Source organism: Nocardia heshunensis, assembly GCF_054782115.1.
In genome coordinates, this window is the sequence record NZ_BAAGTC010000027.1 from 21392 (window position 1) to 40368 (window position 18977).

General features: G+C 67.3%; 21 protein-coding genes. 9 read left to right on the forward strand and 12 right to left on the reverse strand.

Going from position 1 to position 18977, the window contains the following annotated elements:
- Positions 1-8: 8 nt before the first annotated feature.
- Together ACYVN4_RS41180 and ACYVN4_RS41185 are read right to left on the reverse strand one after the other, a co-directional pair.
- Positions 9-416 carry a hypothetical protein gene (locus ACYVN4_RS41180; protein ID WP_460729030.1) on the reverse strand — a complete coding sequence of 136 codons (408 nt, stop codon included), beginning with the start codon at positions 414-416 and terminating at the stop codon, positions 9-11.
- Between the two features lie 222 nt (positions 417-638).
- Entirely contained in the window at positions 639-1277 is a 639-nt protein-coding gene (locus tag ACYVN4_RS41185; RefSeq protein WP_460729032.1) for a DUF4097 family beta strand repeat-containing protein, read from the reverse strand.
- A 100-nt stretch (positions 1278-1377) separates the two neighbouring features.
- On the opposite strand from ACYVN4_RS41185, the gene ACYVN4_RS41190 reads away from it, so the two are divergent.
- Positions 1378-1863 (forward strand): hemerythrin domain-containing protein, encoded by a 486-nt coding sequence (locus ACYVN4_RS41190; protein ID WP_460729034.1) that lies wholly within the window; start codon positions 1378-1380, stop codon positions 1861-1863.
- Between the two features lie 11 nt (positions 1864-1874).
- Here the strand turns inward: ACYVN4_RS41190 and ACYVN4_RS41195 are convergent, their stop codons facing one another.
- The 3 genes from ACYVN4_RS41195 to ACYVN4_RS41205 are packed head-to-tail and all read right to left on the reverse strand — an operon-like array spanning position 1875 to position 4839.
- Positions 1875-2702 (reverse strand): carbohydrate ABC transporter permease, encoded by an 828-nt coding sequence (locus tag ACYVN4_RS41195; protein ID WP_460729036.1) that lies wholly within the window; start codon positions 2700-2702, stop codon positions 1875-1877.
- Positions 2699-3553 carry a carbohydrate ABC transporter permease gene (locus ACYVN4_RS41200; protein ID WP_460729038.1) on the reverse strand — a complete coding sequence of 285 codons (855 nt, stop codon included), beginning with the start codon at positions 3551-3553 and terminating at the stop codon, positions 2699-2701. Before ACYVN4_RS41200 ends, ACYVN4_RS41195 begins: the two co-directional genes overlap by 4 nt.
- Positions 3554-3594: 41 nt before the next feature.
- On the reverse strand, positions 3595-4839 hold the full coding sequence (locus ACYVN4_RS41205; protein WP_460729040.1) for an extracellular solute-binding protein: 1245 nt from the start codon (positions 4837-4839) through the stop codon (positions 3595-3597).
- A gap of 142 nt (positions 4840-4981) precedes the next feature.
- Here ACYVN4_RS41205 and ACYVN4_RS41210 point away from each other — a divergent pair, with 142 nt between their 5' ends.
- From ACYVN4_RS41210 to ACYVN4_RS41230, 5 genes are all read left to right on the forward strand, one after another.
- Entirely contained in the window at positions 4982-5899 is a 918-nt protein-coding gene (locus ACYVN4_RS41210) for an SIS domain-containing protein (protein WP_460729042.1), read from the forward strand.
- A gap of 13 nt (positions 5900-5912) precedes the next feature.
- Entirely contained in the window at positions 5913-6851 is a 939-nt protein-coding gene (locus ACYVN4_RS41215; RefSeq protein ID WP_460729044.1) for an ROK family protein, read from the forward strand.
- 32 nt (positions 6852-6883) lie between these two features.
- Positions 6884-8005, forward strand: a complete 1122-nt coding sequence (locus ACYVN4_RS41220) for an N-acetylglucosamine-6-phosphate deacetylase (RefSeq protein ID WP_460729046.1) — start codon at positions 6884-6886, stop codon at positions 8003-8005.
- A complete protein-coding gene (locus ACYVN4_RS41225) occupies positions 8002-8967 on the forward strand; it encodes a hexose kinase (RefSeq protein WP_460729048.1) in 966 nt (321 codons plus the stop codon). Before ACYVN4_RS41220 ends, ACYVN4_RS41225 begins: the two co-directional genes overlap by 4 nt.
- A 64-nt stretch (positions 8968-9031) precedes the next feature.
- Complete coding sequence (locus ACYVN4_RS41230) at positions 9032-10684, forward strand: sulfatase-like hydrolase/transferase (RefSeq protein ID WP_460729050.1); 1653 nt, start codon at positions 9032-9034, stop codon at positions 10682-10684.
- On the opposite strand, the gene ACYVN4_RS41235 is transcribed toward ACYVN4_RS41230, so the two are convergent.
- The 6 genes from ACYVN4_RS41235 to ACYVN4_RS41260 all read right to left on the reverse strand — a co-directional run bounded on the left by ACYVN4_RS41235 (position 10671) and on the right by ACYVN4_RS41260 (position 16588).
- Positions 10671-11519, reverse strand: coding sequence for an NAD(P)H-binding protein (locus tag ACYVN4_RS41235; protein WP_460729052.1), 849 nt, complete (start codon positions 11517-11519; stop codon positions 10671-10673). The genes ACYVN4_RS41230 and ACYVN4_RS41235 overlap by 14 nt on opposite strands.
- An 11-nt stretch (positions 11520-11530) precedes the next feature.
- Positions 11531-12535, reverse strand: coding sequence for a saccharopine dehydrogenase NADP-binding domain-containing protein (locus ACYVN4_RS41240; RefSeq protein ID WP_460729054.1), 1005 nt, complete (start codon positions 12533-12535; stop codon positions 11531-11533).
- Between the two features lie 93 nt (positions 12536-12628).
- Positions 12629-13579 (reverse strand): hypothetical protein, encoded by a 951-nt coding sequence (locus ACYVN4_RS41245; RefSeq protein WP_460729056.1) that lies wholly within the window; start codon positions 13577-13579, stop codon positions 12629-12631.
- Positions 13580-13660: 81 nt separating this feature from the next.
- Positions 13661-14851, reverse strand: a complete 1191-nt coding sequence (locus ACYVN4_RS41250) for a cytochrome P450 family protein (protein WP_460729058.1) — start codon at positions 14849-14851, stop codon at positions 13661-13663.
- A gap of 33 nt (positions 14852-14884) precedes the next feature.
- On the reverse strand, positions 14885-15616 hold the full coding sequence (locus ACYVN4_RS41255; RefSeq protein WP_460729060.1) for a DJ-1/PfpI family protein: 732 nt from the start codon (positions 15614-15616) through the stop codon (positions 14885-14887).
- Between the two features lie 15 nt (positions 15617-15631).
- Positions 15632-16588 carry a GlxA family transcriptional regulator gene (locus ACYVN4_RS41260; RefSeq protein WP_460729062.1) on the reverse strand — a complete coding sequence of 319 codons (957 nt, stop codon included), beginning with the start codon at positions 16586-16588 and terminating at the stop codon, positions 15632-15634.
- Positions 16589-16720: 132 nt separating this feature from the next.
- Here ACYVN4_RS41260 and ACYVN4_RS41265 point away from each other — a divergent pair, with 132 nt between their 5' ends.
- Genes ACYVN4_RS41265 through rplL form a run of 3 tightly spaced genes read left to right on the forward strand, consistent with a single transcriptional unit; the run spans position 16721 to position 17918 of the window.
- Positions 16721-17104, forward strand: coding sequence for an acyl-CoA thioesterase (locus ACYVN4_RS41265; protein ID WP_460729064.1), 384 nt, complete (start codon positions 16721-16723; stop codon positions 17102-17104).
- The gene (locus tag ACYVN4_RS41270; protein WP_460729066.1) at positions 17104-17493 is read left to right on the forward strand and encodes an acyl-CoA thioesterase; all 390 of its coding nucleotides are present in this window, start codon (positions 17104-17106) and stop codon (positions 17491-17493) included. The genes ACYVN4_RS41265 and ACYVN4_RS41270 overlap by 1 nt, the downstream gene beginning before the upstream one ends.
- A gap of 41 nt (positions 17494-17534) precedes the next feature.
- On the forward strand, positions 17535-17918 hold the full coding sequence (gene rplL / locus ACYVN4_RS41275; protein ID WP_460729068.1) for a 50S ribosomal protein L7/L12: 384 nt from the start codon (positions 17535-17537) through the stop codon (positions 17916-17918).
- Positions 17919-17932: 14 nt separating this feature from the next.
- Here the strand turns inward: rplL and ACYVN4_RS41280 are convergent, their stop codons facing one another.
- The gene (locus ACYVN4_RS41280; protein WP_460729070.1) at positions 17933-18886 is read right to left on the reverse strand and encodes a ketopantoate reductase family protein; all 954 of its coding nucleotides are present in this window, start codon (positions 18884-18886) and stop codon (positions 17933-17935) included.
- Positions 18887-18977: the final 91 nt, after the last annotated feature.

The following is an 18977-nucleotide window of genomic DNA, read 5'->3' on the forward strand; positions in this document are numbered from 1 at the left end:
CCGGGCCGTCAGTGTGGAGTGATGTTGGTGGTGAAGAGATCCCTGACTGGGTCTTTGGCCTCCCAGCCGTCGAACATCGGCTCGCGGGAGCCGGATTCGGGACCGGTGCGGCCATTCGCGGATCCCCCGACCACCCAACCCGACACGTCTTCGGACATCACGGCGAACAGGTTCTCCGAGTGTTTCAGGTCGCGTCCGAGAAACCTTAGGACGGTTGCATAGACGTCGCCGTCGGTCACCATGGCGATGTCGATGCCGGTCAACCTGTTCGGCAGGCATGCGAAGTCGGCGGGCTTGAACAGAACTTCGATGCGGGGCTCGTCGGCGGAGCCGCCCCAACTGCGCAGCAACAGACCGGTATGGCCTGGGCCCCATTGCCAAACCTCAAAGGTGCGTGAACTCGCGAAGACATGCATGAAGAGATTGTTGACCCGGAGCCGCTCGGTCCGCGCGGAGGTGGAAAAGCATCCCGATTGTTCACCCGGTGATTCACGTGCCGTAGCACGTTCGGGTCGAAGCCTGATCGACGCCCGAAATTGTGTGCCGCCCAATAGTGTTGGTCAGTTCGATCGGAATGATCGGCGGCGGCACCGTTGTGGTGCCGCCGCATGGTGAACGGATCTGCGGGTCTCGGTGAATCAGACCGCAGTGGAGTGGCCGATGACGACGTTGCCGGAAGCGGTGTGGGCGTGGACCTCTACGACGTTGCTCTGTGCCGGATCGACCGGTGCCAGTTGGCTGCTCATACCGCCGCCCAAGGTCTTGGAGGCCACGCTCGCCGCACTGCCCGGGTGAATTCCGACCCGCACGTCGCCGACGGAAGTCTCCAGGCGAAGCACTCCGTGCACCGCGTCCTCGACAGTGATGTCCCCCTTGGCAATAGTCGCGGTCACCGCGGCAACCGCACGCCCGATGACAATGTCACCCGCCGCCACGTCCACGGTGCTCGCGCCGAATTCACCAGCGGTACGGAAGCTTCCGTGCGCGAGGTTCCCGTTGATCCGAGACCCGGCAGGCACCTCGATGCTCACATCGACCGAGCCCTTACCGGACGACGGCCCGATCACCTTCCACCCCTTCGGCATCTTCACGCCGAGACCACCCGCACCGAATTCCACCTTCAACTGCTCCGCAGCCTTCACATCGTCTTTCTTCCCGGCATCGGCAGGCCGAACCTGAACGACCGTGTCGATCCGGTCGGAGGCGATAACGCTGACGGTCCCGGCGCCAACCTCGAGGGTGACATCGATCGGGGCGGGGGTCTGAAAAACGTTCATGTCTCTGTACTCCTCATTCGCTGCTGCGTTGTTGATGTGAGTACTGTCGCCGCCCCGGCTGACACGGCCCTGACACCGGCCTGATATACCCGCTGACATCATGTCCACCCACAACGACCGCGCGCGGGCACTAGGCCGCGAACTCATCGAAACCCACAACTGGCTCCGCGCCGAACTCCGCCGAGTCAGCAAGGAACTGGACCAGCATGCCGGCGGCGCCACACTCCCACCACGCGACCTACGCGCCCACTGCCTGACCTTCTGCCAAGCAGTCACCGATCATCACACCGGCGAGGACCAGACGGTCTTTCCCGTTCTGGCCCAACAGTTTCCCGACCTCGCGCCGGTACTGACCGAGCTAGCCGCCGACCACCGCCTGGTCGCCGACATCCTCGCCAGGATGACCGAACTGCTCACCGACGCCTCCACCGACAATCTCGTGGCGGTGCGAAATGAGGTCAGCGGCCTCAGCGCCATCCTCGAATCCCATTTCCAATGGGAGGAACGCCGCATCACCACCGCCCTCGACGAGCTGCCCGCCACCCATCACCCGGGGATCGAGGGATTGCGCTCGGACTTGCGCTGACTGGCACAGCGCTATTTGACGCTGCCGGCGGTCAGGCCGGCTACGAGGCGTTTTTCGATTAGGGCGAAGAGGATTACTACCGGGACTATGCCGACCGTGGAGATGGCGAAGACGTACTGCCAGGCCGTGTCGTATTGGCCGATGAACTTCGTTAGGGCCACGGAGAGGGGTTGGTTCTCTGGGGTGGTGAGGATTACGAGGCTGGCGGCGAATTCGTTCCAGCAGGAGACGAAGGCGAACACCGTGGCGGTGACGATGCCGGGCCAGACCAGAGGGAGGCTTACTCGGGTCAGGATCTGCCAGCGGTTGAGACCGTCTAGTTGGGCAGCCTCCTCTACCTCGATCGGGATCGAGGCGAAGAAGCTGTGGAGGATCCACACCGCGAAGGAGAGGTTGAAGGCGCCGTTGACGAGGATCATGGCTAGCCAGGTGTCGTTGATGCCGAGAGTGAAGAACTCTCGTAGCAAGCCGGTGACCAGGACTGTGGGCTGCAGCATTTGGGTTATCAGGACCAAGCCCAGGAACAACGCCTTGCCGGGGAACCGCCGCCGGGCGGTGTAGTAGGCGGCGGGGATGGCTACGACCAGGACCAGCACCGTTCCGAAGACCGAAATCACCACGGTGCTTATGAGATTGAACGGGAGGGGCGTTTCGGGGGTGTGCCACATGGTGGCGTAGTTGTCGGGTTGCCAGTGGTTGGGGAGATATGTGGGTGGGATGCGGAGGATTTCGGAGCGGGGTTTGAGGGAACCCAGGACCATTACCAGGTACGGGAGTAGGAAGATCGCGGCCAGGACCGTACCCACGGCGGTGAGGCCCCAGCGGCGTCGGGTGATCATCGGGCCTCCTCACCGGCGGGGCGAATCAGTTTCACGTAGATCGCGATGATCACCAGGATCAGGGCGAAGTTCAGGACGCTCATTGCCGCGGCCGTGGCGACCTGCTGGTTCTGACGGATCAGCTTGAAGGTCAACGTGGTTGTGGTGTCGGCGGAGAAGCCGGCGATGCTACCGGTCAGCACTTGCAGGATGGGCAGCGAGTTGAACGAGTTGATGATGTTGATGACGGTGGCCACCGCCATGGCCGGACGCAGTTGCGGCAGTGTGAGATACAGGTAGCGCTGCCATGGGCTCGCGCCATCGACGCGACCCGCCTCGTCGAGATCGGCCGGAATCGATTGCAGCCCAGCCAGAATCGTGTAGGTCGTAAACGGCACGGATACGAACACCGCGACACCGATCGCGACCAGGAACGCCGGGCCGGGCTGCTTGGTGAACCCGAAACCCCGGTCCAGCACCCCGATATCGACGAGAAACCGGTTGGCAATGCCCACATCCGGATCCAGCATGTACTCGAAGATGGTGGTCGTCATGACCACCGACGCCGCCCACGGCACCAGAATCGCCAGCCGCACCGCCGTGCGCCCGGGAAAGTCCTTGTTCAGGAATTGCGCCAGCCCGGCCGAGAGCACCAGCGTGATGACCACGACCGCCACCACCCACACCACGGTGTGCAGCAGGATCGACGGCAGCTCCTCGATCGCGAAAAGCTTTCGGAAGTTGGCGAATCCGGCCGGGCCGCGATCCTGCCCGTAGGCGCTCAGGTCGCGGGTGGAGGTCCAGAACATGTAGGCGGCCGGGAAGGCCACCACCGCCGCGATGAGGATGAGCACCGGGCCGATCCACGGCAACGCACGGAGCGTGGCCGTGGACCGATGCGAGGCGGCGCCCCTCAACTCGCCGCCTGCTGAATCTTCTGCAGCACCGAGGCCGGATCACTGCCCTGCGCGATGGTGCCCATCTGCTGCCGGATCGCCCCTTGCGCGGCGCCCCATTTCGGGTTGTTGCTCGGGTAGAACTTCGCTACCGGCAGCGTCGCCGCGAACGCCTTGGTGACCGGATCGTCGGCCAGCGCGGCCGCGCCGCTGTTGGTGACCGCGATGAAGTGTTCGCTGCTCACGAACTTGGAATACACGGCCGCAGAATAGAAGTAGCTGAGGAACTTCTTGATCGCCGGAGCCTTGTTGCCGTCCTTCTTGAACGCCATCAGGTGATCGGCCACCCCCAGCGTGACCGGATCACCGGTCTTGGTCGGCGACGGCGCGGTGGCGTACTTCAGGCTCGGGTTCTTGGCGGCGATCTGGCTGATGGTGGGCGGCAGGCCCTCGATCATGCCGATCTTGCCCTGAATGAACGCGTTGATCACGTCGAGCCGGTTGGTCGCACCCGGATTCTGTTCGGTCACACCGGCATCGGCCATGGCCTTCATGGCCTTCACGCCCTCGAGGTTCGCGGGAGTGTCGACGGTGACCTTGTCACCGGCCGACCATTCGCCGCCCGCCCCGAACGTCCAGATGGAGGTCTCGCCCTGGGCTTCCTCGCTGCCCAGCGGCAGCCCGTAGCCGGACACCCCGCCGCCGAGCGCCTGGATCTTCTTGGCGGCGTCGGTGAGTTCGGCCCACGTCTTGGGCGGTGCCGCGATGCCGGCCTTCGCGAACAGGTCGGTGTTGTAGTACAGCGTGCGCGTGGAGGCGAACAGCGGCAGCGCCCACTGGGTTCCGTTGATGGACGCGTTCTTGGCGAAGCCGGGCTGGATATCGCCGATCACCGACGCGTCCACGATGTCGGAGGCCGGATACAGCTGCCCGTCGGTGGCGAAGGTCGAGTAGGCGTCGATATTGAGGATGTCGGGCGTGGCGCTCTTGGTCTGCAGGTCGGTGCGCACCACGTCATTGATCGAATCCCAGGATTCCATCGAGAGTTTGACCTTGATGTCGGGGTTGGCCTTCTGGAAATCGGCGATGATGCCGCTCCACTCGGCCTTGGTGCCGTCGCTGTAGGTCGGCGCCAGGAAGGTGAGGGTGTTGGGGTCCGAATCGTCCGACTTGCTCGAGCCGAAGCCGCAGGCGGACATCGTCAGGACCAGGCCGGTGGTCAGCGCTACCGTGGAAAGCGCGCTGCGCAGTGGACGTTTCACGTCAAGGCCTCTCAATCTGCCACCCCCCGGGACACGAATCGCGGATGATTCGTTTTGTCTGAATCTAACGCGAACAGTGCCCGAATGTGATCGTTTGATCTGTAAAATTGACATGAACGGTCACTGGGTCGATGCTGGGTAGGTGCCGCCCGATGCGAATCGAATCTCCGCCCCCGCAATCCATCTGGCCGCCGAGGTGGCCACCCAACCCGACGACTGGAGCCGCGCGGCCGCCCTGGCCGCCGCCCACCGCGACCTGTTACCCGCAGCGGGCGAGCGGGTCGCCGTCCTCGGCTGCGGCACCTCGCTGTTCATGGCGCGCGCCTTCGCGGCCCTGCGGGAAGCCGCCGGTCAGGGCTTGACCGACGCCTGGCCCGCGAGCGCGGTACCCGCCGGACGCGACTACGACCGCTACCTGGTGATCTGCCGCTCCGGCACCACCACCGAGGTGCTGCACGCCATCACCGCACTGCCGGAATCGATTCCGCGCACCGTGATCAGCTCCAGCCCGGGCACCCCCGTACTGGAGCTGGCCGCCCCGATCCTGCTCGACGAATTCGACGAGCAGTCGGTGGTCCAAACCCGGTTCGCCACAACGACGCTGGCGATGCTGCGCGCATACTTGGGCGAGGACCTGACACCGGTCATCGCGCAGGCCCGCGCGGTACTGGCGGAGTGGGATGCGGAGGTGTCGGCGAATGTCCGGCACGTCGAGCAGATCACCTTCGTGGGAATGGGTTTCGCCGCCGCGCTCGCCGACGAGGCAGCCCTGAAACTGCGGGAGTCCGCACGCGCCTGGACGGAGTCCTACCTCGCCACCGAGTACCGGCACGGCCCGATCAGCATTGCCGGACCGGGCCGGGCGGTGTGGGCCCTCGGCACCCCGATTCCGGGCCTGGAAGACGAGATCCGCGCCACCGGAGCGCATTTCGAGCATCGCCCGCTGGACCCCATGGTGGAACTGGTCCGGGTGCACCGGCTGTGCCTGTTGCGGGCCGCCGACCTGGGATTGGATCCGGATCGCCCACGCAACCTGACCAGATCGGTCATATTGGGCTGATGGGTGCGTGGTGATGGCTGACACGGTCGGAGATCTGGTGCTCGCCGTGGACGTCGGCGGCGGCACCACGAAGGGTGAGATCAGCGATGTCGACGGGGTCGTGCTCGCGGCCGCCACCATCGAGACCCCCTACGGTGAGGCTGCTTTCGACGCGATCGACGCACTCGGGACCCGGCTGCTGAACGAACTGCCTACCGCCGTACGCGATCAGGTCACCCGGGCGGCGGTCATCCTGCCCGGACTGGTCGATCCGGAGCGCGCCGTCGCCGTGTTCAGCGCCAATCTCGGTTGGCGAAATGCGAAGGTGGGCAGCCGTTTCACCGACAGCTGGGGCATGCCGGTGCTGATCGATCACGACGTGACGGTCGCGGGCTGGGCGGAGTCCCGCTTCGGCGCGGGCCGCGGGGTCGACGACTTGTGCGTGCTCATCCTGGGCACGGGGATCAGCGGAACCCTGACCGTGGGCGGACGACTGGTGCGCGCACCCGCCGGACAGTCGGGTGTCGCACAGGCCGGGGAATTCGGCCACATCCCGGTCCGCTACCGCGATGGGCTGGCCTGCCCCTGCGGCAATGTCGGCTGCGTGGAGACCGTCGCGGCGGGCCCCGCCATCGCCCGCGCCTACGCCGCGCGGACCGGACGCGAAATCACCGGCGCGGACCAGGTTTTCGCCGCCCTCGACACCGACCCCGAGGCGCAGGCCGTCATCGCCGACGCCGTCGACGCCCTGGCCGCGGGCCTGCTGGGCGTCCTGCACGCGAGCTGCCCGGAACTGATCGTCATCGGCGGCGGCCTGGCGCGCGCGGGCACCGTACTCACCGATGCCCTGCACGCCCGCCTGACCGAACTGCTGCGGGTGATTCCGGTGCCCCGGGTCGCACTGGGCGAGTTCGGTATTCGCGCCGGACTGATCGGCGCGGCCGAGCTGGCCCGATCGGGGTCGCTACAGTGAACGGCCGACGGGGTCTAGAACTACGCGGCCGGGTGGTGACCCGGGCTGGCGTCCTGGAGGATGCCGTGGTCACCGTCCAGGGCGAGCGGGTCGCCGCCGTGCGACCGGCCACCGAGTGGGCCACCACCCACCGGGAACTACCGCCCGAATACTCCGGAACCGTGGTGCCCGGCCTGGTCGACATCCACACGCACGGCGGTTTCGGCCACCGCTTCGACACCGAGGACGCCGCCCAGGCGCGGTCCGCGGCCGCCTTCCATCATCGGCAGGGTTCCACCACCGTGCTGGCCAGCATCGTGACCGCCGCCCCCGAGGCGATGATCGCCCAGGTCACCACGCTGCGCGCGCTGGCCGCCGACGGCGCGATCGCGGGCATCCACATCGAGGGCCCCTTCCTGGCGCGAACCCGCTGCGGGGCACACGATCTCGACTACCTCATCGACCCGGACCCCACCCTGGTCGACCGCCTGTTGCAGGCCGCGGACGGCCGCCTGCGCGTCATGACCCTCGCCCCGGAACGCCCCGGATTCGACACCGCCGCCAAACAACTGGCCGAGGCCGGCGTGGTGGTGGCTGTCGGACACAGCGATTCGAGTTTCGCCCGCTTCCGCTCGGCGCTGAGCCCCGAGGGCTGCGCGACCCTGGTCACCCACCTGGCCAACGGCATGCCCGCGCTGCACCATCGCGCGCCCGGACCGGTGGCCGCGGCGCTGGTCGCGGCGGCCCAGCAGCAGGCGTACGTGGAACTCATCGGCGACGGCGTGCACGTCGATTCCGGGTTCGGCGCACTGGTTTTCGCGACCGCCCCCGAACGCGTCGCCCTGGTCACCGATGCCATGCAGGCCGCGGGCATGCCGGACGGCCAGTACCGGCTGGGCCCGCAGGAGGTCACCGTGACCGACGGGGTGGCGCGGGTGGCGGGCGGTTCCCTCGCGGGCGGCACCTCGACCCTGCTGCAGGGCCTGCGCTGGGCGGTGCGCGAATGCCGGGTGCCGTTGGCGGACGCGGTCGCCGCCGTCACCTCGACCCCGGCCGCCGCGGCCGGACTGGACGAGGTCGGCGATCTCCGGCCCGGCATGTACGCCGACGCCGTCGTATTGGACGAGGAGCTGAACCTGCTGCGAGTCCTGCGGCGCGGACGGTGGCTGGCGTGATCCTCACCGTCACCATGAACCCCGCCTACGACCTCACCTACCGGCTCGAGCAACTCGAACGCGGCCGCGCCCAACGCGTGCTGTCGGTCGAGCAGCGGCTCGGCGGCAAGGGCATCAATGTCATGCGCGTGCTCACCCAGCTCGGCAGTGCTGCGCGCGCCACCGGTTTCGCCGACCACACCTTCGCCGCCGCGGCCGCGGCGGAGTTCCCGGCCGATTTCGTGCCCGCCCTGCCGTGGGTGCGGCGCACCCTGGTGATCAGCGAATCCTGCGACGGCACCGCGACCGGACTCTGGGAGCCCGGCGCCTACGTCCACGAACCGCACGCCGTGGACCGGCTGGCCGACCGCATCGCCTTCCTGCTGCCGGAGCTGCGCGGCGTCGTGGTGTCGGGTTCACTGCCCGGCGGCATCGACGACGGCGTCCCCGCCGACCTGGCCCGTGCCGCCGTCGCGGCCGGGGTCCCGACCGTCTGCGACGTCGACGGACCGGCCCTGAAACTGGCGGCGACCGTGCCCGGCGTCGTGCTCATGCCCAACCAGGACGAGCTCGAACGGCTCACCGGCGTGGTGGCCGAACGCCCCGAGGCCGTGGTGCGCGCGGCCCGCCCGCTGCTCGACGCCGGCGTCCGCGCCGTCATCGCCACCCGCGGCACGGCGGGCATGATCGCCGTCACCACCGCCGGGGCCTGGTCCGCCCGCCTGCCGAAACCCTTGGCGGGCAACCCGACCGGTGCGGGCGACGCCGCCGCGGCAGCGGTGATCCGCGCGCTCGCCGCGACCCGGGAACCGGATTGGCCCGCCGTCCTGACCGACGCCGTCGCGACTTCCGCAGCGGCCGTGGTGATCCCGGTAGCCGGGCAGATCGACCTCACCCTGCGCGACCGCCTCACCCCGACCGTCCAGGTCACCGATCTCCTGGCATCCCCCGAACGGGGGAGAACGCATCCCGCGCAGGCGTGATGACGAGCCGACCGCACTCCCCTACGCTCCCTGACGAATCGCCATTTCGGCTAGAGGAGACCCCTTGTTCGGCAGACGCGGATTTATCACGGGAGCAGCTGCTTCGGTCACCGCAGCGGTAGCCACGACCGCGACGGGACCGGCCGCCAGAGCACGCGCGGACGTCAATCCTGACCAGCCGAACATCCTCGTGGTCATCGTCGACGAGATGCGCGCACCGGTCTGGTTCCCAGATCAGCAGACCCTCGACCAGCTGCTCCCGAACCTGGCCCGAATCCGGCGCGGCAGCGTCTCGTTCGACCAGCACTACACCGCGGCCAATGACTGCACCGCTTCCCGGGGCGCGCTGGTGACCGGCCTCTACAGCCACCAGACCGGCTGCATGGTCGTCTCGGAATCCACCCTCTCCCCCAGGTTCCCGACCTGGGGCTCGATGCTGCGCGAGCACGGATACGAGACAACCTGGTGGGGCAAATGGCATCTGGGCCACTATCCCGATCGGACTCCCGGCGCGCTCGACGCCTACGGTTTCGGAGGCGGCACCTACCCCTCCCCCAACGGTGCGCCCGGCCAAGGCCTGCAAGCGGATCCGAAGATCGTCGATGATTTCGTGGACTGGTTCGACCACGACTCCGGAGGTTCCCCCTGGTGCACCACGGTCTCCCTGGTGAACCCCCACGACATCCAGTACTGGCCGCGCTGGACCCGCCGCGATCAGGCCAACTTCGACATCCCGAAGTGGATGGACCAGCTACCCGGCAATTTCGAATCGCTGCAACAGCTTTCCACCAAGCCGCGACTACAGACGGCCCTCGTACAGGTGTCGACCGTGGCATTCGGGCTGGTTCCCAATGGGACCCCGGAGGCCACCCAGGCCTGGATCGACATGCGCAACCTGTACCTATGGTTGCAGCAGCAGGTCGACACCCAGATCGGCCGCGTCCTCGACACCCTGTACTCGCGCCCCGACGTCGCGGCCAACACGGTCATCGTGTTCACCTCCGACCACGGTGATTATGCCGGTTCCCACGGCCTGCACGGCAAGGGTGGTGGCGCCTACGACGAGGCGGTGCGGGTGCCGCTCTACGTCCACGACCCGCGCGGATACCTGAGCCCGACCGATTCCACCAGCACCCGAAGCCAACTCACCTCCAGCGTCGATCTCGCGCCGCTGCTGCTGAGCATCGCCACCGGTAATTCGGACTGGCGGGGACAGGACCGCTATCAGCATCTGCAGGGTCGCCTGGACCTGACCGCGCTGTGCCGTAATGCGTCCGCCGCCGGCCGCCCGTGGATCGCACACACCACCGATGAGTCGACGATCGAGGAGGCCGCGATCCTGTTCGATCACAATGCCCCCGGCCACGTGACCATGGTGCGCACCGCGGACGCGAAGTTCGCGTCCTATTCGAAATGGGTCGACGGCCGGATCCAGATCGATGCCTCCGCCGAGCAGGAGTTCGAACTCTACGACTACTCCACCGACAGCGGCCGTCTCGAACTCGACAATCAGGCAGCGACCGGAAATCCCCTGCGCGCCACCATGGAACCGCTGCTGGCCCAGGCGATCGACACCGAGATCCAGCAGCCGCTGCCGGCCTACCTGAAGGATGCCCAGGAGCAAGGCATCGACGACTACCTGCAATCGCAGCGCAGCATCGCGGCCAAGGCCGAGCGCCTGGGCAACTTCCTGGATGACTTCGTCACCCCGCACTGACGAACTCGCGCAGCGTGATCGGCGGGCGACCGGTGTACCGCTCGATCGATTCGGTGACCCGGAACAGTTCGTGCCCGGACCCGATGGCGGCGAACATGGTCCACAGGTGGGTCAGGTGCTCCACGACGACCTCGTCGCGGTAGAGCGTCATGGCCCACTCGGACCATTCGCCGGGATCGACGTTCCGGTAAGGGACACCGAACAATTCGGCGGCCTCCCCGACGGTCATGACCTCCCCGGCCAGCCACAGCACCGGATCGACCGGGCCCTCGGTGCGCAGCACGCCGGTGCCGACGCCGGCGACATCCGCGCCCGCGATCAACGGGAGGACGGTATCGGGTGAGCCCAGGGGCAGGGCCAGCTCACCTCGGTCGCCGATGGCGACCTTCAGGTTCTCGTAGAACACCGCCGCCCGTAGATGCACGGCACCGATTCCGGCATTGTCGAATATCTGCTCGGCCACCCAGTGCCGCCGCATATGCGGGGTTCCCGCCTGCGGATCGGAGCCGAGCTGGGAGGTCACGACGACCCGTTGCAGCCCGCGCTGTTTCCCGACGGCAGCGAAAACCGCTGCGGCGTCCATCATTCCGGCCTTGACCGGGTAGGTGAAGTAGGCCTGCCGCACGCCCTCCAGGGCCGGGGTCACCGAGCTGATCTCACGCAGATCACCGGCTATCACCTCGGCACCGAGATCCTTCAGCTCGGCCGCGCGGCCGTCGTCGCTGTGCACGAAGGCGCGCACGGGCAGCCCTGCGCGCAGCAGTGACTCCGTGACCAATCGTCCGGTGCCGCCTTGGCTTCCACCGGCTGCGCCGGTGACGAGAATCGGTTCCATCGCTGTACTCCTCACGCCTTTTCCGGCAACCGGAGGTCGAAGACCCCGCGCTCGGCGAGAACGGTCAGAAAGTCCACGGCATCGAAAGCCTCTGCGGGGCTGGCCACACCACTCTTGGCCGTGCCTTCCGCGAGCCGCACGGCCGCCTCGACGGAGGCCAGTGCCGCCACCGACCACAGATCCCGACCGCTCACCGTCCCGGCCGTGGATCCGGATCCCGCCAAAACCTGTGCGGCGATCATGAATTGACTGGCGGCCCGATCCGCCGGATCGACATCCTCGCTGGCGAACGCCTGCTCCTCCGCAAAGGTGTGCGCGGTCAATTGCGCCTCCACCGCTCTGGTGCGGGTGTGCCGCGGCACCGTCACCGCCTCGGGGAACGGCACCGGCGCGATCATCGACCGCGGCCCCACCGGCGGCGGGAACGCGAAGATGGCCTGCCGCGGTTCCACGAACCCGAACCGCTGCTGTCCATCCTCGAACCCGATCCGATCGGTGTCGGCGAACAACAGCCGAGCCGTCTCCACCGCGCCGTGCGTCATCATCCAGTTGGTGACGTGATAGGCCACGGTGATCCGCTCGATATCGGCGACCCCGCGCGCCACCGCCCCGGCCAGCAGATCCCCCAGTCCCCCATAGAAACTCACGCTGGGCAACATGGTGATCCCGGCCCGCTGAGCAGGCTCCTGGAACTCGTCGAACAGCCGCTTCACGTGGTGCACCTCCACCGCGTGATCGACGTAATGACACCCACCCTCGACGGCGGCGGTGGCAACCGGCAGCCCGGTGGCGGCGAACGGCCCGGCACAGTGGATCAGCACATCGGCGGCCTCGGCCAGCGCCCGCAACGCACTCGGATCATCCAGCGCCGCAGGCATCACTCGGGAATACCCCAGCGCGGCAAGAGCATCCGGGTCCCGCCCGGACACCACCACCTCCTGCCCGCGCGCGGCAAGGTCGGCGGCAACGAGGCGACCGGTGTGACCGGTGGCCCCGTAGATGGCGAAAACGGTCATAAGAGATCAACTTCTTCGACTCGACGGACAATTCGAACGTCTGTTCAAGAAGATAGACTCGCCGACCGACGAAAACTCATCGCCGGACGATCATCAAAGGCTCACATGCGTCGACGCGTCGATCGATCCGGTCTGCGTGACGAGGACGTGAAACAGGTAGTCGCCCTTGGCCGGTGAGTCGATGACGAAGACCAGCCAGTTGTCGCGACTGCTGTCGATGCCGCCCAAGGCCTGGCAGCAGAACGGCGAGCGGTGGTCGGCGCTGACGGTCTTGCCGCCGGGCTGGGTCACCGAGAACGAGCCGCGATCGAGGTAGGCATCGCCAAAGTTGTTGGCGCAGCGGACATTGAACTCGACCCACAGCTCGAACTTGCCCTTCTCGCCGCTGGCATAGCTGGGCCACAGATACGAGTTCGACAGCTCGAACGAGGGCGCGTCGCCGAAGATCTGGCCCACGGTGATGCCGCGCGGCTCCAGACTGGTCACGGCCACACCGGCTTTGAAGGGGATTCTGGTCTGGTTGTCATCGGCATTGCCGTAGACCAGGGTGACGCTGTCGAGCACCTGGTTCGGGGTGAGCGCGGAATCGAGGGTGTCGATCGACGCGGTCGCCGTGCCGGTGGCGGTTTCGCTGCCCGCCACCTCGGGGCTCTTGAACTGCACGGAGACCTTCGCGCCGTTGACGATCAAATACGCGGTGTCGGTCGGTGTGTGACTGACGGCCACCAGGTTCTTGTAGGTGAGTTTCAGGTCGATGCGGACCGCGCCGCTGTCGGGCGTGGCACTCGCCTGGTCGACGGTGATCGCGAAACCGTCCGCCCAACCGGTCTTTCCGATCGCCCGCACGGCGGGACCCGCGGTCGCGGTGGTCGTGACAGTGGCCGAGGTCGCCGTCGAGGGTGTGGCCGCCGTCGTGTCGATCGCGACCGGCTTTCCGTTCGTACTCGGTCCGCAGGCCGCGAGCAGCCCGGTCAGCAGGAGCGCAGCCGCCCCCGCGATCCCTCGTCGAATGACGCTGCCTCGCTTCGATACCGCCTTGCTCATGGATGTCATTCGAGCACCGCGATAGCTCGTGCGCGATGGGTCTCCGGCGGATGTCAGACTTCGGTTATTTCCGGCCCTCGATCACTTCCGCAACCGGACCGGTAGTCGCTTCAGGGCGTGGATGACCGCGTTGGGGTGCCAGCGCAGGTCGGACTCGTCGACGGCCAGTTCGATGTTCGGGAAACGTTGCAGCAGGGTGGTGAAGGCGATCGCGCCCTCGAGGCGGGCCAGCGGGGCGCCGACACAGTAGTGGATGCCGTGGCCCAAGCCCAGGTGCTGAGCATGGTCGGCGGCAGGGTCGAAACGCTGGGGGTCGGTGAAGCGCTTGGGGTCGCGGTTGCCGGAGGCCAGGGCCACCAGCACCAGCTCACCCTCGGGAATCAGTGTGTCGCCCACCGTGATCGGCTCGGCGGTGAAGCGCAGCGTGGCCATGTTGACCGGGCCGTCGAAACGCAAGAGCTCCTCGACGGCGGTGGGGATCAGGGCCGGGTCCTCGACCAGACGATCCAGCCAGGGGCGATCATGCAGCAGCGTCAGCATGCCGTTGCCGATCAGGTTGACCGTGGTCTCGTGCCCGGCGATCAGCAACAGCAGGGCCATGCCGACGAGTTCGCCCTCGTCGAGGGCGGCGTCATCGCCGACCAGGGCCGACAGCATGTCCTCACCGGGCTCGAGTCGCTTGCGCTCCAGCATCTTCCGCAGGAACGCCACCATCTCCTGGTGCGCCCTGGCCTGGTCGACGCCCGGTTCCAGGGTGCCGACCAGCGCCTTCGTCCACTCCCGGAAGGTGAAGTGATCCTCGATGTCGACGTCGAGAAGGTGGCAGATCACCGCCACCGGCAGTGGCGCGGCGAACGCCTGCAGCAGGTCCACCTCGTCGTGCCCGGCCATGCCGTCCAGCAGACCGAGGGCGGTCTGTTCGATGACCGGTTGCAAGGCGGCCATCCGGCGCGGGGTGAAGGCTCGCGACACCGCCTTGCGCAGCCGGGTGTGGGTGGGTGGATCGGCATTGAGCATGTGCCGCAGGCCATCGTGGGTGCGCGGGCCCTGCCAGGTGCCCGGATATTTGCGGGCGATGACGGCTTCCAGGCCGTCGATGTCCTTGCACAGCCGGGGATCCGCGAGCGCCGCGCGGGCCTCCTCGTAGCCGAGGATCAGCCAGCGCTCCACCCCGTCCCCGAAGTGCACCCGGATCACCGGGCCGTCCTCGCGCCAAAGCCGGTAGTACGCATGCGGATTGGCGAAGAAGTGGTCGCCGAGCAGCTCGGTCACCCCTCCGACGGTACGGGAAATCCGCCGCGCGGGTCAGCGCTTGGCGGCGGCCTTGTCGCGAATGCGGTTGAGGGTCAGTCGCCACATGACGGTGGCCATGTCCACCGGGACGCGCGGCTTGGCGGCGCGCTTGACCATGTCCAGGCGGGCCTTGCGCAGTAGGGCGGGCGACGCCTTGTCGGGGTGACCGGTGTCGAACGGCGGGTGCGGGTCGTATTCGATGCCCAGTTGGGTCATCTGGGCGAACTCCTCGCCCGCGATCTCGCCGACCAGCCACAGCCCGAGGTCGATGCCCGCGGAAACACCTGCGGCGGTGACGATCTTGCCGCTGCGCACGATGCGGTCGTGCGGACGCGATTCGGCCCCGAACGCGGCCAACGAGGACTGCGCCGCCCAATGGGTGGTGGCCGGATGCCCACGCAGGATGTCGGCGGCGGCCAAGACCAGCGCGCCCGAACAGACCGAGGTCGTCCACTGGGTGCCGGGGTGCACGGCGCGCAGCCACTCGATCAGTTCCTTGTTGGCCATGGCGTCCGTGGTCGATGCCTCCGAACCGCCCACCAGCACCAGATCGGGCGCGGGCGTCTCGGCGAAGGTGTGGGTCGCGCCCAGCGCCAGCACGCCGCTGTCGGACACCACCGGGCCGACTTCATTGGAGACGAACCGCAATTCGCTGTCGGGCAGCACCCGCAGCACCTCGTACGGCCCGATCGCGTCCAACACGGTCATGCCCGGGTAGAGGACGATGGCCATCTGGAATGTCATGGGACACTCCCCCTTTCAGAACTTCGTGAACCGTGCGCGATACTCGCCCGGCGGTATTCCCAAGTGACGGTGAAAGATTCGATAGAGCGTCTCGGGGCAGCCCAGTCCCACCGCCGCCGCGACCCGGTCCAGAGGTTGATCGGTGGTTTCCAGCATCCGCCGGGCCGCGGCCACCCGCACCTGTTCGACGTAGCGGGCGGGCGTGGTTCCGATCTCGCTGGCGAAGACCCGGGAGAAGTGCCGCGTGCTCATCCCCACCTGCGTCGCCAGCGCGGGCATCGACAGGTCGGCCTCGAGGTTCTCCTCCATCCAGACCTGCAGTGCGCGCAGCGAATCCCGCTTCGGCGGGTTGGCGGCCAGCGGCGCGCTGAACTGACTCTGGCCGCCGGGCCGGTGCAGGTAGACGACCATCCAGCGGGCCACTTCCCGGGCCAGATCCGGCCCGTGGTCGGCGGCCACGATGGCCAGCGCGAGATCGATGCCCGCGGTCACCCCGGCCGACGTCCACATCGGCCCGTCGCGCACATAGATGCGATCGGGTTCGGTGGTGATCGCGGGAAACTGCTGAGCGAGCAACTCGCCGCCCGCCCAGTGCGTAGTCGCCCGGCGACCGTCGAGCAGTCCCGCGCGGGCGAGCAGGAAGGTGCCCGAACAGACCGAGCCCACCCGGGTCGCCGCGGCCGCCATGCGCTGGATGCCGGTGACGAGCTCGGGCAGCTGCGCCGCGATCCAGACGGTGACGCCGCCGACCACCAGCAGGGTGTCCACCGGACCGTCCCAGGTGTCGAGCCCGTGGGTGGCCGTCACCTCGATGCCACAGGACGAGCGCACCGGACCGGGCTGCGCGGCGGCCAGCTCGACCCGGTAGCCCGGGGTCGTGCCGAGCGCGGCGGCACCGCTGAAGACGTCGGCCGGGCCGGCCAGGTCCGTCAACTGGAAACCGTCGAAGACGACGATCAGCACCACCCGCATGTCCTTCAGCCTGCGACCTGCGGGCCATGGCGTCAATGACACGACTCTGGCAGATTCGGCCATCGCGAGGTGGCCGGTCGTTAGTGGTAAGCGTGCGCTTTGCAGTGTTTGATCAAGTGATATGAATACGCGGTGGCCCGACATCTTTTCCAATGCCCCCTGCGCTGGTCCGATATGGACAGCGACGGGCACGTAGACGGCGCATCGCACCTGCGCTACCTGGAGGAAGCCCGCATCGACCTGTTCTGGTCGCGAGGCTTCGGCGGGTCCAACGTGGTCGCGCAAATGGACATCGACTACCTGACGCCGCTGCGCTACCGCCGCGAACCGGTGCGGGTCGAGACCTGGGTGACCCGGGTCGGCACCTCCTCGTTCGTGCTGCAGCACGAGATCCGCGACACCGACGTGGTGTACTCGTCGGCCGTGTGCACGATGGTCGCCTTCGACCAGGAGACCCAGAGGTCGCGGCCGTTGCCGGAGGATCAGCGCGTGCTGCTGAAGGATTTGGGAGCCTGATGCATACCTACGACATTCACTTGCGGCGCACCGATATCGACGCCCAGAACCATGTGAACAATGTGGTCTTCGCACAGTTCCTGGACGATGCGCGCACCAATCTGCTGGAGGGCCACCAGGCTTCGGGTACCCCGTGGCGGGTGGTCGTCGCGGGCCAGCGACTGAGCTACCGCATGCCGTTGATCTTCCGCAACGCACCGGTCGCGGTGACCTCGGTGGTGGAGCGCGTCGGCACCACCTCGTTCACCCTGACGCACGAGATTCGCGACGGCGAATACCTTTACCTGTCCGCGACTTCCACCCTGGTCGCCATCGACGGGAACGCGCCACGCCGACTGACAGATAGCGAATGGGTATATCTGATGACCTTGGCTGCCCCACGCGTCTAGACTTGCTTGTATCGCCTGGTCAGCGTTACAAGGGGTGCATCATGGCCAAGATGACCATTGTCGAGTTGCTCGACGTGTTCAAAGATATGACGCTGCTGGAGCTTTCGGAGTTCCTCAAGGCGTTCGAGGAAGAGTTCGGCGTCACCGCCGCGGCACCGGTCGCCGCCCAAACCGTGACCGATGCCGCCCCAGCCGAAGCGGTCGACGAGCAGAGCGAATTCGACTTGGTGCTGGAATCCTTCGGCGAGAAGAAGATTCAGGTCATCAAGGCCATGCGGGAGATCATCCCCGGCCTCGGCCTGAAGGAAGCCAAGGACCTCGTCGAATCCGCCCCGAAGGCGGTCCTCGAAAAGGTCGACAAGGATTCCGCCGAATCGGCCCGCATCAAGCTCGAAGCGGCCGGAGCCCGAGCCGCCCTCCGCTGAGTGGTCTCACCGAGTCACGCTTGCCGGGCGAGCAGTTCGCCCGGCAGCTGTGAGGCGTAGATGGTGTCGTGGATCGGAGTTGCCACTCCGGCGGCCCGGCCGAAGCGGACGACCGCGCCGTTCTGGTACTCCAGTTCCGACGGTCGGCCCGCGGCCAGGTCGCGCTGCATGGATGATGTTGTGTCCGCGCTGAATCCGCGGTACACCGCCAGCATCTGCTCGACATCGGCGTCACCCAGTGCGATGCCGCGCGCCCGCGCCACCGCTGCCACCTCCTGCATGGCCGCGCGCACCAACTCGGCTGTCGCGGGCTCGGCGCGGGTCACGCCCACCGGCTGCCGCGCGAGCGCACCCACGCCCCCATAGGACGCGATGAGCATCAGCTTCCGCCACAGCGTCACCTGAATATCCGCCGACCGCGTCACCCCGATACCGGCGGCCGTGAGCACCGACGCCACGTCCCCGACCACATCCCACGCGGTCAAGTCCCCGACCGGTCGGTTGGAATCCGGTGTCAGCGCGCCGATTTCGACGGTCGCATGGGCGCCGAGACAGCGGACCTGCCAGGGGGCGATGCGCTGGGCAATCACGACGCAGGTACAGCCGAGAATGTGGTCGGCACCGAGAACCTCGGCGAGATCGGCGGCGGCCTCGACGCCGTTCTGCACCGGAAGCACCGCGGTGCGCGGGCCGATCAGGGGTTGCAAAGCCTTCGCCGCCTCGGCCACCTGCCACGCCTTCACGGTGACCACGATCAGATCCGCCGGTTCGGCGTCGGCCGGAATCTCGGTGATCGCGCGGATGCCGGGAACCGAAATCTCCTCCGCCCCAAGACCGAGCACCAGCGGCTCGGTGGCCGCCGCGGCCGTGCTCGCACGGCCGACCACCGTGACCTGATGCCCGGCGCGCCCCAGCATGGCCGCGAAGTACAGCCCCATCCCGCCTGCACCGAATACAGTGACGTTCATCGAATGACCCCTCGCGCAGCGATTTACCACCGATACGATTCCGCAGATCGGAATTATCTATCCGTACAACGGAATTCGAGATTGATCATAG